17 protein-coding genes are annotated in these 14,525 nt (G+C 74.0%); 12 read left to right on the top strand and 5 right to left on the bottom strand.

The genetic code is table 11. The features are described 5' to 3' along the window. The first annotated feature begins 8 nt into the window (after positions 1 to 8). From D6B71_RS10810 to D6B71_RS10790, 5 genes are read left to right on the top strand one after another with little or no spacing between them, the layout of a single operon-like run. The gene (locus tag D6B71_RS10810) at positions 9 to 218 is read left to right on the top strand and encodes a hypothetical protein (RefSeq protein ID WP_121254862.1); all 210 of its coding nucleotides are present in this window, start codon (positions 9 to 11) and stop codon (positions 216 to 218) included. Further along, on the top strand, positions 218 to 598 hold the full coding sequence (locus tag D6B71_RS10805) for a TadE family protein (RefSeq protein WP_121254860.1): 381 nt from the start codon (positions 218 to 220) through the stop codon (positions 596 to 598). Before D6B71_RS10810 ends, D6B71_RS10805 begins: the two co-directional genes overlap by 1 nt. Continuing rightward, a complete protein-coding gene (locus D6B71_RS10800) occupies positions 595 to 1,071 on the top strand; it encodes a hypothetical protein (protein ID WP_121254858.1) in 477 nt (158 codons plus the stop codon). The genes D6B71_RS10805 and D6B71_RS10800 overlap by 4 nt, the downstream gene beginning before the upstream one ends. Beyond that, the gene (locus D6B71_RS10795; protein WP_121254856.1) at positions 1,058 to 1,531 is read left to right on the top strand and encodes a pilus assembly protein TadG-related protein; all 474 of its coding nucleotides are present in this window, start codon (positions 1,058 to 1,060) and stop codon (positions 1,529 to 1,531) included. The genes D6B71_RS10800 and D6B71_RS10795 overlap by 14 nt, the downstream gene beginning before the upstream one ends. A 47-nt stretch (positions 1,532 to 1,578) precedes the next feature. Continuing rightward, the gene (locus tag D6B71_RS10790; protein WP_121254854.1) at positions 1,579 to 2,067 is read left to right on the top strand and encodes a GNAT family N-acetyltransferase; all 489 of its coding nucleotides are present in this window, start codon (positions 1,579 to 1,581) and stop codon (positions 2,065 to 2,067) included. Between the two features lie 33 nt (positions 2,068 to 2,100). Here the strand turns inward: D6B71_RS10790 and D6B71_RS10785 are convergent, their stop codons facing one another. Beyond that, on the bottom strand, positions 2,101 to 2,835 hold the full coding sequence (locus D6B71_RS10785; RefSeq protein ID WP_121254853.1) for an AIM24 family protein: 735 nt from the start codon (positions 2,833 to 2,835) through the stop codon (positions 2,101 to 2,103). A 141-nt stretch (positions 2,836 to 2,976) separates the two neighbouring features. On the opposite strand from D6B71_RS10785, the gene D6B71_RS10780 reads away from it, so the two are divergent. Both D6B71_RS10780 and D6B71_RS10775 read left to right on the top strand, forming a co-directional pair. Continuing rightward, positions 2,977 to 3,438, top strand: coding sequence for a hypothetical protein (locus D6B71_RS10780; protein WP_121254851.1), 462 nt, complete (start codon positions 2,977 to 2,979; stop codon positions 3,436 to 3,438). 37 nt (positions 3,439 to 3,475) lie between these two features. Continuing rightward, positions 3,476 to 4,783: a cation:proton antiporter gene (locus D6B71_RS10775; protein WP_121254848.1), complete on the top strand. Its 1,308-nt coding sequence runs from the start codon at positions 3,476 to 3,478 to the stop codon at positions 4,781 to 4,783. On the opposite strand, the gene D6B71_RS10770 is transcribed toward D6B71_RS10775, so the two are convergent. Continuing rightward, on the bottom strand, positions 4,780 to 5,637 hold the full coding sequence (locus D6B71_RS10770) for an SGNH/GDSL hydrolase family protein (protein ID WP_121255100.1): 858 nt from the start codon (positions 5,635 to 5,637) through the stop codon (positions 4,780 to 4,782). The two genes, D6B71_RS10775 and D6B71_RS10770, sit on opposite strands and share 4 nt — an antisense overlap. Positions 5,638 to 5,823: 186 nt before the next feature. Between D6B71_RS10770 and mptB the strand changes: the two genes are divergently transcribed. Then, positions 5,824 to 7,290: a polyprenol phosphomannose-dependent alpha 1,6 mannosyltransferase MptB gene (mptB, locus tag D6B71_RS10765; protein WP_121254847.1), complete on the top strand. Its 1,467-nt coding sequence runs from the start codon at positions 5,824 to 5,826 to the stop codon at positions 7,288 to 7,290. Here mptB and D6B71_RS10760 read toward each other — a convergent pair. Both D6B71_RS10760 and D6B71_RS10755 read right to left on the bottom strand, forming a co-directional pair. Then, positions 7,245 to 8,372, bottom strand: a complete 1,128-nt coding sequence (locus D6B71_RS10760) for a glycosyltransferase (RefSeq protein ID WP_121255098.1) — start codon at positions 8,370 to 8,372, stop codon at positions 7,245 to 7,247. The two genes, mptB and D6B71_RS10760, sit on opposite strands and share 46 nt — an antisense overlap. 30 nt (positions 8,373 to 8,402) lie before the next feature. Next, positions 8,403 to 9,533, bottom strand: coding sequence for a glycosyltransferase family 4 protein (locus tag D6B71_RS10755; RefSeq protein ID WP_121254845.1), 1,131 nt, complete (start codon positions 9,531 to 9,533; stop codon positions 8,403 to 8,405). Positions 9,534 to 9,683: 150 nt separating this feature from the next. Between D6B71_RS10755 and prfB the strand changes: the two genes are divergently transcribed. Beyond that, a complete protein-coding gene (gene prfB / locus D6B71_RS10750; RefSeq protein WP_121254843.1) occupies positions 9,684 to 10,802 on the top strand; it encodes a peptide chain release factor 2 in 1,119 nt (372 codons plus the stop codon). On the opposite strand, the gene D6B71_RS10745 is transcribed toward prfB, so the two are convergent. Beyond that, a complete protein-coding gene (locus D6B71_RS10745; RefSeq protein ID WP_121254841.1) occupies positions 10,799 to 11,419 on the bottom strand; it encodes a hypothetical protein in 621 nt (206 codons plus the stop codon). The two genes, prfB and D6B71_RS10745, sit on opposite strands and share 4 nt — an antisense overlap. Before the next feature lie 107 nt (positions 11,420 to 11,526). Here D6B71_RS10745 and ftsE point away from each other — a divergent pair, with 107 nt between their 5' ends. The 3 genes from ftsE (at position 11,527) to D6B71_RS10730 (ending at position 14,511) form a co-directional block, all read left to right on the top strand. After that, positions 11,527 to 12,216, top strand: a complete 690-nt coding sequence (gene ftsE, locus D6B71_RS10740) for a cell division ATP-binding protein FtsE (RefSeq protein ID WP_121254839.1) — start codon at positions 11,527 to 11,529, stop codon at positions 12,214 to 12,216. Between the two features lie 80 nt (positions 12,217 to 12,296). After that, the gene (gene ftsX / locus D6B71_RS10735; RefSeq protein ID WP_121254837.1) at positions 12,297 to 13,202 is read left to right on the top strand and encodes a permease-like cell division protein FtsX; all 906 of its coding nucleotides are present in this window, start codon (positions 12,297 to 12,299) and stop codon (positions 13,200 to 13,202) included. Between the two features lie 55 nt (positions 13,203 to 13,257). Beyond that, positions 13,258 to 14,511 carry a M23 family metallopeptidase gene (locus D6B71_RS10730; protein ID WP_121254836.1) on the top strand — a complete coding sequence of 418 codons (1,254 nt, stop codon included), beginning with the start codon at positions 13,258 to 13,260 and terminating at the stop codon, positions 14,509 to 14,511. Positions 14,512 to 14,525 lie beyond the last annotated feature (14 nt).

Genomic DNA, 14,525 nt, shown 5'->3' with positions numbered 1-14,525 from the left:
GAACACCGATGGAACACCGCGATGCCGCACTCCTGCGGCTCTACGTCATGCTCGACACCCTCGCCCGACCGCTGCGGCAGCGGCGCGACGAACGCGGCGACGTGCCCGGGTGGGTCTTCATCACCGTGATGTCCGTCGGCTTGGTGGGTGCGATCGGCTCGGTGGCTCGCGGTGAGCTCCAAGGCATCCTGAGCGCCGCTCTGGGGCAGGTGCGCTAATGCTTCGCGGCCGCGAGCAGGGCTCCGCGGTCGTCGACTTCGTGCTCGTGCTGGTCATCCTGGTGCCGATGGTGCTCGGGATCCTCCAGCTCTCCCTGGTGTTGCTGGTGCGCAACACCCTCGCCGCTGCGGCGTCGGAGGGCGCACGGTACGCCGCCACGTCCGACCGCGGACCGGACGAGGGCGCTGCGATGACCCGCCGCCAGATCAGTGGCGCCCTGACGGGAAGGTTCGCGCGCGACGTGTCCGCCCACGTAATCACCGTCGACGGGGCGCCTGCGGTCGAGGTGACCGTCCGGGCCGAGGTGCCCGCGCTCGGGCTGGGCGGCCCCGCGGTGGCGCTGGAGGTGTCCGGGCGGGCGATCGAGGAAGAGCCGTGAGGCCGGGTCGCCGGCGCCGCCGCCGACCGGACGAGCGGGGCAGCGCGCTGGTGGAGTTCACCTGGCTCGGCATCCTGCTGCTGATCCCGATGGTCTGGATCGTGATGTCGGTCTTCGAGGTGCAGCGCGGCGCGTTCGGGGTCAGCGCGGCGGCCCGCGCCGCCGGTCGTGCCTACGCGCTGGCGCCCGACGACGCCGAGGGCCAGCGCCGCGCCGAGCAGGTCGCCCGCCAGGCGCTGGCCGACCAGGGTCTCGACGACGCGCCGCTGCGGGTGAAGGTCTCCTGCTCCCCTTTCCCAGGTGACTGCCACGCCGGCACCTCGGTGATCACCGTGCGCATCGAGTCGCAGGTCGACCTGCCGCTGCTGCCCGACTTCCTCGGCGGCGGCGCACCCTCGTTCGCCCTCGATGCCACCCACGCGGTGCCGATCGGGCAGTACCAGGAGATCGGGGACGCCGATGCCGCGCGCTGACGCCCGGCCTCGCCGCCGCGACGAGCGCGGCCAGGTGACGCTGCTGATCATCGGCTTCGCGTTCGTGCTGGCCGTGGGGATCGCGGTGGTCGTCGACGCCACCGCGGCCTACCTGCAGCGCCAGGGCCTCGACACGCTCGCCGACGGGGCGGCCCTGCACGGCGCCGACCTGGGCGCCACCGGTGAGGAGGTCTACACCCAGGGGCTGCCACCCGAGCGGCTGCGGCTCTCCGAGCCGCAGGTGCGGGCCGCGGTGGCGCGCTACCTGCAGGACGCCGGTGCCTACGCGAAGTACCCCGGTCTGCGCTACGACGTCGCCGTCGACGCGGCCGCGCGCAGCGTGACCGTCAGCCTCGAGGCCCCGCTCGACCTGCCGCTGACCGTGCCCGGGTCGCCCGGCACGGCCATGGTCGGTGCCGACGGGGCGGCGGTGGTGTCCCCCGACGATGCCCCGGGCTGATGCGAAACCAGTGGCGGAGGGGCCGGGCGGCCCGCCAGGATCCTCGGGTGATCGACCTCCGCGTGCTCACCCCCGACGACTGGCGCGCCTGGCGCGAGCTGCGGCTCGCCGCCCTCGCCGACGCACCCGACGCCTTCGGCTCCCGGCTCGCCGACTGGCAGGGCGAGGGAGACCGGGAGGAGCGCTGGCGCGACCGGCTCAGCATCCACGGCGCCCACGACGTCATCGCGTCTCTCGACGGCACCGACGCCGGCATGACCACCGGTGTCCCGACCGCGGACGACGGCACGGTCGAGCTGATCTCGATGTGGGTCGCCCCCGGCGCCCGCGGCCGCGGCGTCGGGGACGCGCTCATCGGCGAGGTCGAGCGGTGGGGGCGCTCCACCTCCGCCGCCGTGCTGCGGCTCACTGTGATGGACCAGAACGCCGCGGCCGCCGCGCTCTACCGCCGGAACGGGTTCGAGCCGACCGGCGAGGTGGAGGTCGACGACGACGGACGTCGCGAGCTGGTGCTGGCCAAGCCGCTGACCGGCTGACCGCACCGGCCGGCGACCGGCCGGTGCCCTCCCTCAGCCGCCGAACAGGCCGCCCAGCCCGCCGCCGCCACCACTGGGAGTGCCGCCGGCCTGCGCGCCGCCCTGGAGCACCGACTCGCTGGGCTGGACCAGCACGTAGCCCTGGCCGCCGAACGACATCTGCAGCAGCTCGCCGGTGCCGCCGCGGAGCATCGACTTGATGCCGCCGGTGTCGACCTTGACGTCCATGCTCACGCCGGCGGTCCACAGCACCACGGCCTGAGCGTCGCCGAAGGTGGGGGCCGAGGCGACGTCGAGCGCGACGGGCTCGCCCTCGGTGGTGATCGCGACATAGCCGGTGCCGCGCAGCGACACGTTGTAGAGCCCGCCGGTCATCGCCGCGCCGCGCGCCTGCACCCGGTGGATGTCCCACTCGATCGAGGACGAGAACGCGAGCACGTTGTTGCCGTTGACCGAGACCATGTCGTTCTCGAGATAGATGATCTGCACCTCGCCGGCCCGGTCGGCCACGAACAGCTCGCCGGTGCCGGTGCACTGCATCATGTCGACGCCCTCACCGGTCATCGCCTTCTTGACGATCTTGCCGAACCCGCCCGAGCCGGTGTTCTCGAAGCGGATGTCGCCTTGGTAGGCGACCATCGAGCCGGTCTTCGCCCAGACCGGGCCGTAGCCCATCTGGATCTTCAGCATCTTCTTGTTCTGCAGCGAGAACGGGTCCTGCGAGGTGTTCTCCTGGTGCGCCTGGAACAGCGAGCCGTGGATGGCCATCGGTGTCCTCCTCGTGGGGTTCGTGTGGTTGCGGCCCGATGGCGGGTCTGCGCCGAAAACACTATGGCGACCCGGGCCTCGCGCGTAGTGTCTTGGCTCGAAGAGCCGGGACCCGAAACAACTCCCGACAGGAGAGTCACGATGGGCTTCCTCGACAAGGCCAAGGCCGCGGCCGACCAGCTCGCCGCCAAGGCCGACACCGCGCTGTCGAACTCGGGTCTGAGCGGCCCCGCCGCCGCCAACCCCGAGAAGCTGCTGCGCGACCTCGGTGTGCTCGCCTACCTCGAGGAGACGGGCCGACCCGCCTCCGCGGAGGAGCGCGAGCGGGTGCTCACCGCGCTTCGTGGGCTCGAGTCCGGCGGCGCCCAGCTCAACTTCACCCTGCACACGGCGGCCCCGGCCCCCGGCACCGTTCCGCCTCCGCCGGGTGCCGGCACCGCGGCCCCGCCCCCGCCACCCGGTGGGTACGCCGCGCAGGCGGCCGACCCGGTCGCCGCGCCGGATGCGGGCCAGGCGCCCCCACCCCCCGTGCCTCCGGCCGCACCCACCACGCCGCCCCCGCCGCCGCCGTCGTGGGTGACCAAGGACGACGGCTCCGCCTGAGCGATTCGACGGAGGCCTCGCCGGGTACCCGCCGGCAGTGACTGCCGACCTGGTCTACCTGGTGGCGGGCGGCAGCCTGCTGCTCGCGATCGTGCTGCCCGCACTGCTGGACCGGTGGGCGGTCTCCGCGCCGATGGTGCTCGTCGCCGTCGGCATGCTGATCGGCGTCACGCCGCTGCCCGACGGCCTGCCGCTGGACCCGCAGCAGAACCAGCCCACCATCGAGCACGTCACCGAGCTCGCGGTGATCGTGGCGTTGATGGGCGTCGGGCTGGCCATCGACCGGCCGCTGGAGATCCGCAACCCGCGCACCTGGCGACCGTGGGCGCCCACCTGGCGGCTGCTGCTGATCGCGATGCCGCTCTCGATCGCCGGCGTCGCGCTGCTCGGCTGGTGGGCGGGGCTCGCCCCGGCCGCCGCCGTCCTGCTCGGTGCCGCCCTGGCCCCGACCGACCCGGTGCTCGCCTCCGACGTGCAGGTGGCCGGCCCCCAGACCGGCGACCACGAGGTCGACGAGACCGACGAGCTCCGGTTCACCCTCACCTCCGAGGCCGGGCTCAACGACGGGCTGGCGTTCCCGTTCGTCTACGCGGCGATCCTGCTCGCCACCGAGGGCGCCGTGACCAGCTGGGGGCTGGAGTGGCTGGGCTTCTACCTGGTCGGCAAGGTGGTGATCGGGGTGGTGGCCGGCATCCTTGTCGGGCGGCTGCTGGCCTACGTGGCCTTCCGCTCCCAGAGCCCGTCGCTGCGCGTCGCCGAGCGCGGCGAGTCGCTGCTGGCGCTGGCCGCTCTGGTCACGGCGTACGGCGTCACCGAGGTGCTGCAGGGCTACGGCTTCCTCGCGGTTTTCGTCTGCGCGATGACGTTCCGCTCCGCGGAGCGCTCGCACGACTACCACGCGGCGATGCACGAGGTGGCCGAGCGGCTGGAGCGGCTGCTCACCCTGTTCGTGCTGCTGGTGCTCGGCATCGCGGTCACCCGCGGCCTGTTCGACTCCCTCGACTGGCGTGGGGTGGCCGTCGGCCTGGCCCTGCTGCTGGTGATCCGGCCGCTCGCCGGCATCGTCGCGCTCGCTCCGTTCGCCCGCCGCACCCACCAGACCGGGGGCCTGAGCCGCCCGCAGATGTGGGCGGCGGCCTTCTTCGGGGTCCGCGGCATCGGGTCTCTCTACTACCTCGCCTACGCCGCCGGCGAGCACGAGGTGCTCGCCCAGGACTGGCTCTGGTCGACGGTCACTTTCACCGTCATCGCCTCGGTGCTGCTGCACGGGGTGCTGGCCACCCCGGTCATGGACCGGATCGACCCGGACCGGGGGCCGGGTCGACCGGCCGACTCCCTGGGTTAGCGCGCCGCAGCGGTGCCGTCGGCCCGGTGGTGCCCGAACGGCAGCCGCTGCTCGTGACCCAGCGCTGCGAGCACACTGGGCAGCAGCGCCTTGGCGGTGCGCTGGTAGCCGTCGTCGGAGGGGTGGAACCGGTCCTCGGCGAACATCCGGTCCGGCTGGGCGACGAAGAACGGGCCCACCACGTGGGCCAGCGACACCGCATAGGCCCCCTCGGCGAGCACCGCCTCGCGCTGGGCGGCGGCCAGCTGCCGGGAGGCCACCCCGCCGAGGGCCCGCAGCGGCTGCGGCACCGCCGTGAGGGCACCCAGGTCGGGGCAGGTGCCGACGACGACCTCGGCCCCGTCGGCGCGCAGCGCCCGGACGGCGTCCGCCAGGTGCGCCGCCGAGCTGGCCGGGCGGACCCGGTGGGTGACGTCGTTGCCGCCGACCACGACCACCGCCACGTCGGCGCGGTAGCCCGCGGGCAGCTCGGCCAGCTGGCTGCGCAGCATCGAGCTCTCGGCTCCGACCTGGGCGACCGTCCGCAGCCGCACCGCCCGCCGGGTACGCCGCGCCAGCCGGCGGGCGAGCTGCCCACCGAGGGTGCGCTTGCGGTGGCTGGCCCCCAGGCCCGCCGCGATCGAGTCGCCCAGCAGCAGCAGCTCGACCGGGTCGCCGTAGGAGCGCTTCCAGGTGCGGTCGGCGTCGGGGGTCTGCTCGCCCAGCGGCTTGCCGATCACCCGCCGTGCCGTCGCGGCCTGCCGGCGCAGCAGCTGCCGGGCGCCAGTGACCAGCACCGCCGCCGTGACCGCGACCCCGCCCGACCAGAGCACGGGGCCGGCGACCGGTTGCCGCCCGGGGGATCGGATCGCCATGGGGCCACCGCACGGCACCCCGGTGTCGCGGCGGTGGCCACGAGGCGAGGTGCCGGTGACCGCCACGGGATCGGAAGGCGACGAGATTGCGTGCCACCGCCCTCCCCACCGGCCGGTCGGGGCGAGTTGACCGACCGTTCACGTGCCTGCCGCCGGCACGGTCATCGCGGTGGCGAGCATGCCCTCGTGATCAAGCGAGGCGTGGTCGGCTACCTACTCGTGCTCCTCGGGGGGCTGATCGTCTCCGTGCTGCCCGAGTCGACCCCGGTGGCGGGCCTCCCTCTGGTCTCGGACCTGCGCGGGTCGACCGCGGGGCGGATGGTCGGTCTCACGGTCGTCGTCGCCGGCCTGGGCCTGGCCGGGGCCGCCTGGCTGGAGCTGGTCCGTCTCACCCGCGGCGACGGCACGACGACGGCCGACGAACGGCTGGCAATGGTGCGGCGGGCGGCCGCGACGTGGTCGCTGCCGCTGCTGGTGGCCCCGGCGATGTTCAGTCGCGACGGGTGGAGCTATGCGGCGCAGGGCGAGATGGTCCGGGTCGGCATCTCGCCCTACGAGTACGGGCCGGGCTGGCTGGGCGGGGAGCTCGTCGAGGCGGTCGACCCGATGTGGATGTGGACCCTGACGCCGTACGGGCCGATCCCGCTGCTGTGGGGCGCCCTGGCCGGCGGCGTCACCGGCGACCCCTGGTTGCTGGTGCTGGCGCACCGGTTGCTGGCGCTGGCCGGCCTCGCGATGCTCGCCTACGCCGTCCCCCGGATGGCGCGCTGGTCGGGGCACGACCCGGCCCGGGCGTCGGCGCTGGTGCTGGCCAGCCCGTTCCTGCTGGCCCACGGGGTCGCGGGGCTGCACAACGACGTCCTGATGGTGGGGGTGATGGCGGTGGCGGTCGTCGTCGCCGTCGAACACCACTGGCTGGCCGGCGCGGTGGCCGGCGGCCTCGCGGCGGCGGTCAAGCTGCCGGGCGGGCTGGCCTGCCTGGCGGTGGTGCTGCTCTCGCTGCCGGTGACCGCCACCGTGGGCGACCGGCTGCGCCGCGGGCTCGCGGTCGCCGCCGCCTCGATCGGCACGCTGGGCGGTGTCGGGCTGCTCTCCGGGCTGGGCGTCGGCTGGGTGCACGCCCTCGACGTGCCCGGAGTCGTCCGCACCCCGCTGTCGCTGACCACCCAGCTCGGTCGCCTGCTCGCCGGCCTGCAGGACCTCACCGGGATCGCCCCGATCGGCGACCCGGTCTCGCTGGTGCGCGACGGCGGCACGCTCGGCGCCCTCGGTGTCGCCGTCTGGCTGGGGCTCCGCGCCCCGACCGGGGTGCCGGGCGCGGCGGTGCGAGCGCTCGCCCACGCCTCGCTGGCCGTGGTGGTGCTGGGGTCGGTGGTGCACCACTGGTACGCGCTGTGGACGGTGCCGTTCCTCGCGGCGATCCACCTCGGCCCCCGGGCGACCGCGGCGCTGGTCGCGTTCTGCGGCCTCGCCGGGCTGGTCGCGCCGCTCGACTCCTCGCTGAACGGCGCGATGGCCGAGATCGGGCTGACCGTCGCGTTGGTCGCGGGGGTGGCGATCGCCCAGTCGACCGCCCATCGCCGGGCGCTGGACCGGCAGGGCCCGGCTCAGGCGGTGCGCCGACCGACCGAGGACCTCGCCGACGCGGCGTGAAGCTGCAGCATCGCTTCGACCGTCGCCGACCACGGGTAGCGCTCGGCCCGGCGGCGGGCCGCCGAACGCCGCTCCGCCACCGGCCGGGCGGCCACCTCCAGCACGGCGTCGGCCAACGCCTCCGGCTCGGCGAGCGCCCACGCTCCCGACGCGGTGTCGACGAGCTCGCGGGCGCCGCCGACGTCCGCGGTCACCACCGGCAGCCCGCACGCCAGCGCCTCGAGCACCGCCAGCCCGAACGTCTCGCCGGGGCAGACCGACAGCGCGACGTCCGCGCCGGCCAAGCGCCGGGCCAGGGTGCGGCGGCCGGCGACGTAGCCGTGGAACCGCACCGGTGACCCGGCGGCCAGTCGTTCCAGGCGCGCCCGCTGCGGACCGTCGCCGTACACGTCCAACTGCATCGGTACGCCGCGCCGGTGCAGCGCCACCGCGGTGGCGACGGCCAGGGCGGGGCTCTTCTCGCGGGAGAGCCGGCCCGCGTGCACGAGCCGGAGCGGGCCGGGGGAGCGGGCCGGTGACCCCGCGGGCGGCCGGAACGTGGCCAGGTCGACCCCCAACGGCACGCGGTGCAACGGGATGCCGGCCTCGGCGACCGCGGCGGCGAACTCGGCGGCCGCGAAGGCCGAGGTGACCACCACCCGGTCGTAGCGCTGGGCCAGCACCCTGTTGAGCGCGGCCACCGGGGCGCCGAACCCGGCGCCCAGGCCGGTGCGCAGGGAGAGCATCGCGTCGAGCCGCTCGTGGGAGAGCAACAGCGTGGGCACGCCCGAGCGTCGCGCCCACGCCGAGACCGGGAGCATCGTGGACTTGTCGGAGACCTCCAGCGAGGTGGGTGCGAAGCGCTCCAGCACCTCCACCACCCGCCACGGCTCGACGATCAGCCGGTAGCCGCCGCCCACGCGGGGCGCCCGCAGCTCCACCACCCGGCCCGCGGCGGTCTCGGTGACCCGGTCGCGGGGCCCGGGCACGACGAGCAGCCGGTCCACGCCGGCGGCGGCGTAGCCCCGGCCCAGCGCGGCCAGCGCGGTGCGCATGCCGCCGGAGGTGGGGCCGACGAAGTTCGCCAGCTGGGCGATCCGCACCTGCGCGTCCGCCCGTGCCCAGGGCCGCACTCAGGCGGCGAGCCGGTCGGCGGGACGCTCGACCACGGCCGCGTAGTGGTGGCGCACCAGCTCGTCGACGGTGCGGCCCCAGCCACGCTCGGCGACCGCCTGCAGGCCACCGATGGCCAGGTGGCCGCGCAGCCCCCGGGAGGCGACCAGCCGCTCGACCTGGCGGCGCAGGTCGGCCCGGTCCGCCGGGTCGTGCAGCAGGCCGGTGACACCCGGCTCGACGAGGTCGAGCGGGCCGCCGGCCGCCGGGGCGACCACGGGAACCCCGCTGGCCTGCGCCTCCTGCACGGTCTGGCAGAACGTCTCGGCCTCGCCGAGGTGGACGAACACGTCGAGGGAGGCGAACGCGCGGCCCAGCTCGGCGCCGCCGAGCATGCCGGTGAACTCGGCGCCGGGGAGCCGCCGCTCGAGCCACGGGCGCTCGGGGCCGTCGCCGACCACGACCAGCCGGACCCCGGGCAGGTCCGCCAGCTCGGCCAGGCGGCGTACCTGCTTCTCGGGGGCCAGCCGGCCGACGTACCCGACCGCCAGACGCTCTCCGGTACCGTCACCGACGCCCCAGGCCCGGCGCAGGTCGGGGTCGCGCCGCTGCGGCCCGAACAGGTCGTGGGAGACCCCGCGGCGCCACACGTGCAGGTCGGTGACGCCGAGCGCGGCGAGCTGGGCGTAGGAGGTGGTGGAGGGCACCAGGGTGCGGGTGGCGCGGCGGTGCAGGTGGCCGACCCAGCGGGCCACGGTGCTCTCCGCGCGCAGGCCGTACTGGCGGGCGAAGCCGCCGATGTCGGTCTGGTAGACCGCCACCGTCGGCACGCCGAGCCGGCGCGCGGCCCGCAGACCGACCGCGCCCAGGCAGATCGGCGAGGCCAGGTGCACCACGTCGGGGGCGAACCGCTCCAGCGAGCGGTGCACTGCGGCGTCGGGCAGGCCGACGGGGAAGGAGCGGTAGCCGGGCAGGCCGACCGAGCGCACCCGCACCACGGGGACGCCGCGGTGCCGGTCGGGGCCGGGGCCAGGGGCGATCACCAGGGGTTCGTGCCCGGCGGCCTGCAGCCGGTCGGCCACGTGGCGCACGGTGTTGGCGACACCGTTGACCTGGGGGAGGAAGGACTCGGTCACGATCGCGACGCGCATGGCTCCACCGTGGCGGCGGGCGGTGAACCCCCGGTGACGGCGAGGTGGGTGTCGGCCGAAGCGTGGCCGCACGGTGCGCACCGCGGTCCGCGTGCTCACCCGGACCTCGGGGTTGGGCCGTGCTCCTGTGGGGCCGTACTGTTGACCCTTGTGGCGGGCCCCGACTTCGACGTAGCGATCAAGCAGCTCCTGGCGACCATGCGCACCATCGAGCAGGTCCTCGACATCGACGCGATGCGCAGTGAGATCGCCGAGCTCGGCGAGCAGGTGGCCGCACCCGACCTGTGGGACGACCAGGCGAACGCGACCCGGATCACCGGGCGGCTCTCGGCGCTCCAGGGTGAGGTGGACCGCTTCGCCGCCCTGCACTCCCGGATCGAGGACCTCGAGGTCATGGTCGAGCTCGGCCAGGAGGAGGGTGACGCCGACTCGATCGCCGAGGCCGAGGTCGAGCTCGGCAGGCTGCAGAAGGCGGTCGAGGCGCTCGAGGTGCGCACCCTGCTCTCCGGCGAGTACGACGCCCGCGAGGCGCTGGTGACGATCCGCGCGGGCGCCGGTGGCGTCGACGCCGCCGACTTCGCCGAGATGCTGATGCGCATGTACGTCCGCTGGGCCGAGCAGCACAAGTACCCCGTCGAGGTCTTCGACACCTCCTATGCCGAGGAGGCCGGCCTGAAGTCGGCCACCTTCGCCGTGCACGCCCCCTACGCCTACGGCACGCTCTCGGTCGAGGCCGGCACCCACCGCCTGGTGCGGATCAGCCCGTTCGACAACCAGGGCCGCCGGCAGACCAGCTTCGCCGCCGTCGAGGTGGTGCCGGTGCTCGAGCAGACCGACGAGATCGACGTGCCCGACGAGGACATCCGGGTCGACGTCTACCGCTCCGGCGGTCCGGGCGGCCAGTCGGTCAACACCACCGACTCGGCGGTGCGGCTCACCCACATCCCGACCGGCACCGTGGTCAGCTGCCAGAACGAGAAGAGCCAGCTGCAGAACAAGGCCAGCGCGATGGTGGTGCTGAAGGCCAAGCTGCTGGCGCTGAAGAAGGCCGAGGAGAAGGCCCACCTCGACGACCTGAAGGGCGACGTGCAGGCCAGCTGGGGCGACCAGATGCGCAACTACGTGCTGAACCCCTACCAGATCGTGAAGGACCTGCGCACCGGCTACGAGGTCGGCAACCCCTCCTCGGTGTTCGACGGCGAGCTCGACGGGTTCCTCGAGGCCGGCATCCGCTGGCGGCGGGGCGCCGAGAAGGCCGACGCCAACTAGCCGGCGCCGGCCGCGGCGAGCACCATCCCGCACCAACGGTCCGCGGTCTCGGCGAGCTCCGCCCGGGCAGCGGGCCCGGTGACCCGGCAGGTGAGCCAGGCGTCGCCCAGCAGTCCGGCGTACGTCGCGGTCGACTGTCCGTGCGGAGCCCCGCAGGTGAGCGCCACGGACGGGGACCCGAGGGCGGCCGCTGCGGGGAGCGGCGTGCAGCCGGTGGTCTCGCGCGCGGCGCCGACCAGCTCGCGGGCGCGGGCGGCGGTGACCGGGGGAGCGAAGACCCAGCCCTCGACGGCGAGATCGCCGGCGGCCCACCGGCAGCCGAACTCGTGGGCGACGTCGCGGACGCCGGCGGCTGCGGGCAGCGTGTCGCCGTTGCCCCAGGCCTGGGCCTGCGACGGCTCGCTGCCCAGGACGTCCTCGACCCAGGCGGCCGGAACGGCGTCGCAGAACGCGGCGCGGGCGGCGACCAGGGCGTCGGTGTCGAGCCCGCTGAGCGGGGTGGCCGCTGCCGGCGGCTGCTGCCGGCCGGCCTCCTCACCGGGCAGCAGCAGCCCACACACCACCAGGCCGGCGGTGACCGTGAGGGCGACCGTGAGCAGGATCAGGGGGCGGCGCACCCGACCAACCTACGGAACTGGCCGACGGGCGCGGGCGCGGGGTGAGCGGCACCACGCCGCCCGCGAGGGGGCTCGGCGGCACTGGGCGGCTCGACTACCCTCGCTGCGTGATCCGCTTCGAGAAGGCCACGATGGCCTACCCCGGCACGGGCCGGCCCGCCCTGGACCAGGTGACGGTCGACATCGAGAAGGGCGAGTTCGTCTTCCTCGTCGGCACCTCCGGCTCGGGCAAGTCGACGGCCCTGCGGCTGGTGCTGCGCGAGATCCGGCCCACCTCCGGGCGGGTCTACGTGGCCGGCAAGGAGATCAACCGGCTCGCGGCCTGGAAGGTGCCGCGGCTGCGGCGCCAGATCGGCACGGTCTTCCAGGACTTCCGGCTGCTGCCGAACAAGACGGTCTCCGAGAACGTCGCGTTCGCGCTCGAGGTGATCGGCAAGTCCCGCTCCGAGATCCGCACCACCGTGCCGGAGACGCTCGAGCTGGTCGGCCTCGAGGGCAAGGGCGACCGGATGCCCGACGAGCTCTCGGGCGGTGAGCAGCAGCGGGTGGCGGTGGCCCGCGCGTTCGTGAACCGGCCGATGATCCTGATCGCCGACGAGCCCACCGGCAACCTCGACCCGTCCACCTCGGTCGGCATCATGAAGCTGCTCGACCGGATCAACCGCACCGGCACCACGGTCGTGATGGCCACCCACGACCACGGCATCGTCGACCAGATGCGCAAGCGCGTCGTCGAGCTCGAGGACGGCCACGTGGTGCGCGACCAGGCACAGGGCGTCTACGGCTTCCAGCACTGACGACCGCCACCGGGACCCGTCCCCACCCGACCTTCCCACTCCCCGCACCGCACCCATAGCAAAGAGGTCTCCCACCCGTCATGCGCTATGTCTTCTCCAACCTGGGCCAGGGCCTGCGCCGCAACCTGTCGATGCACATCGCGGTGGTGCTCACCCTGTTCGTCTCGCTGACCCTGGTCGGCCTCGGGCTGCTCCTCAACCAGCAGGCCGACAAGGCCGCCCAGCAGTGGGGCTCGCAACTGCAGATCACCGTTTGGCTGTGCAAGGCCGACGACGACAACCCGACCTGCACCGGCGAGGTCACCGACGCCCAGAAGGACGCCATCGCCGAAGTGGTCGAGGAGAACCCCGAGGTCGCCGACCACCACTTCGAGTCCAAGGAGGAGGCATTCGAGAAGATCAAGGAGCTCCTCGGACCGGAGAAGTTCGACGGGCCGAACCCCGCCGCGACCGCCGACGACATGCCCGAGTCGTTGTGGATCACGCTGGAGGATCCCGACGAGTACGAAGGCATCACGAGCGCGGTGATCGGGCTGGCCGGCGTCAGCGACATCCGCGACGCCCGAGAGACGCTGGAACCGATCTACGACTCGATCTCGGCGCTGCAGCTGGGCGCGCTCGGCACGGCGGTGTTCCTGGTGCTGGCCGCACTGCTGCTGGTCGGAAACACGATCCGGCTGGCCGCCTTCGCGCGGCGTCGCGAGATCGGGATCATGCGCCTCGTCGGCGCCTCGACGATCTACATCACGATGCCGTTCCTGCTCGAGGCGGTGGTCACCGCCTTGGTCTCCGTGGCGCTGGCCGGGGGAGCGCTGGCGGCCTTCGTCTACTTCGGTGTCGAGGAGCGGCTGGCCGACAACCTGGGCTTCATCCCCTGGGTCGGCTGGCCGGAGTACCTCAACGCGCTGGGCCTGGTCGCGATCGTCGGCCCGGTGCTGACCCTGCTCCCGACACTCCTACTGACCCGCAAATACCTCAAAGTCTGACCGCTGGCGTCTACCGTCGAGGCGTTCTCTTCCCCGAACATCGAAGGCTGACCCGGTGCGTCTCTTCCCCCGTACCGCCCGCCAGCGTGCCGTCGCGTCGTTCGCGACCGGCGCGGTGCTGCTGGGCGCGCTCGCCTCGCCACAGGCGAACGCCCAGGACGACCTCAAGCAGGAGCAGAAGCAGGTCGAACGCGACCTGCACGAGGCGGCGGAGGAGCTGGAGCACTCCAGCGACCGGTTCCGCCGCGCCACCGCCCGGTTCGAGGCGGCGCGCGCCAGCCTCGCCGAGGCGCAGGGCGAGCTGGACGCCGTCCGCGCCCGGCTCGACGAGGCCCGCGCCCGCGACGAGCAGATGCAGGTCAAGCTCGAGGAGGCGGTGCAGCGTCTCGCGGAGGCCCGGGAGGAGCTGGCGAGCGGGCAGGCGGCGCTGGCCGACCAGCGCGAGGTCGTGGCCGACACCGTCACCGACATCTATCAGCAGGGCGACCCCGAGCTGCTGGCGTTCGCGTCGCTGCTCAACGCGGAGACGCCCGCCGACCTGACCCACCGGATGCAGGCCCAGGACGTCATCGTGGGCCGCGAGACCCGCGCCTACGACGACCTGCACGCCGCCGAGGTGCTGCTCCAGGTCAACGAGGACGAGGTGGAGGACGCCCGCGACGAGGTCGCGGTGCAGCGCCGGGAGGCCGCCGAGCACCTGGAGACGATGCGGGCGCTCACCATCGAGGCCCGCTCCGCGAAGCAGCGGGTGCGCGAGATGGTGGTCGACCGTCGCGACGCCCGCGCCGCGGCGGCGAAGGCGCGCCAGCGCGACCAGGCGGTGCTGGCCCGGCTCAAGGAGCGCGAGCAGCGGATCAAGGAGCGCATCCTGCGCCAGTCCCGCAACGCGGCGGGCGGCTACCGGGGCGCCACCAACGGTCTGCTGATGCGTCCGGTGGACGGCTACGTCACCTCGCCGTTCGGCTACCGCACCCACCCGATCTACGGCTACTACGGCCTGCACGACGGCACCGACTTCGGCGCCGGCTGCGGTGCCCCGATGTACGCCGTCGCGGACGGCACCGTGATGTCGCGCTACTACTCGAGCGTCTACGGCAACCGGCTCTACCTCAACGTGGGCCAGGTCAACGGCAAGAACCTCACCGTCGTCTACAACCACGCCTCCGGCTACCAGGTGGGCGTGGGCCAGCGGGTGCGGCGTGGCCAGTTGATCGGCTACATGGGCGACACGGGCTGGTCGACCGGCTGCCACCTGCACTTCAGCGCCCTGCAGGACGGAAACCCGGTCAACCCGCTGCCGTTCTTCTGAGGCCGCCCTCCCCG

The sequence above is a fragment of the Nocardioides ferulae genome (assembly GCF_003660455.1).
Classification (GTDB): domain Bacteria; phylum Actinomycetota; class Actinomycetes; order Propionibacteriales; family Nocardioidaceae; genus Nocardioides; species Nocardioides ferulae.
This window is presented reverse-complemented; position numbering and strand designations above follow the sequence as displayed.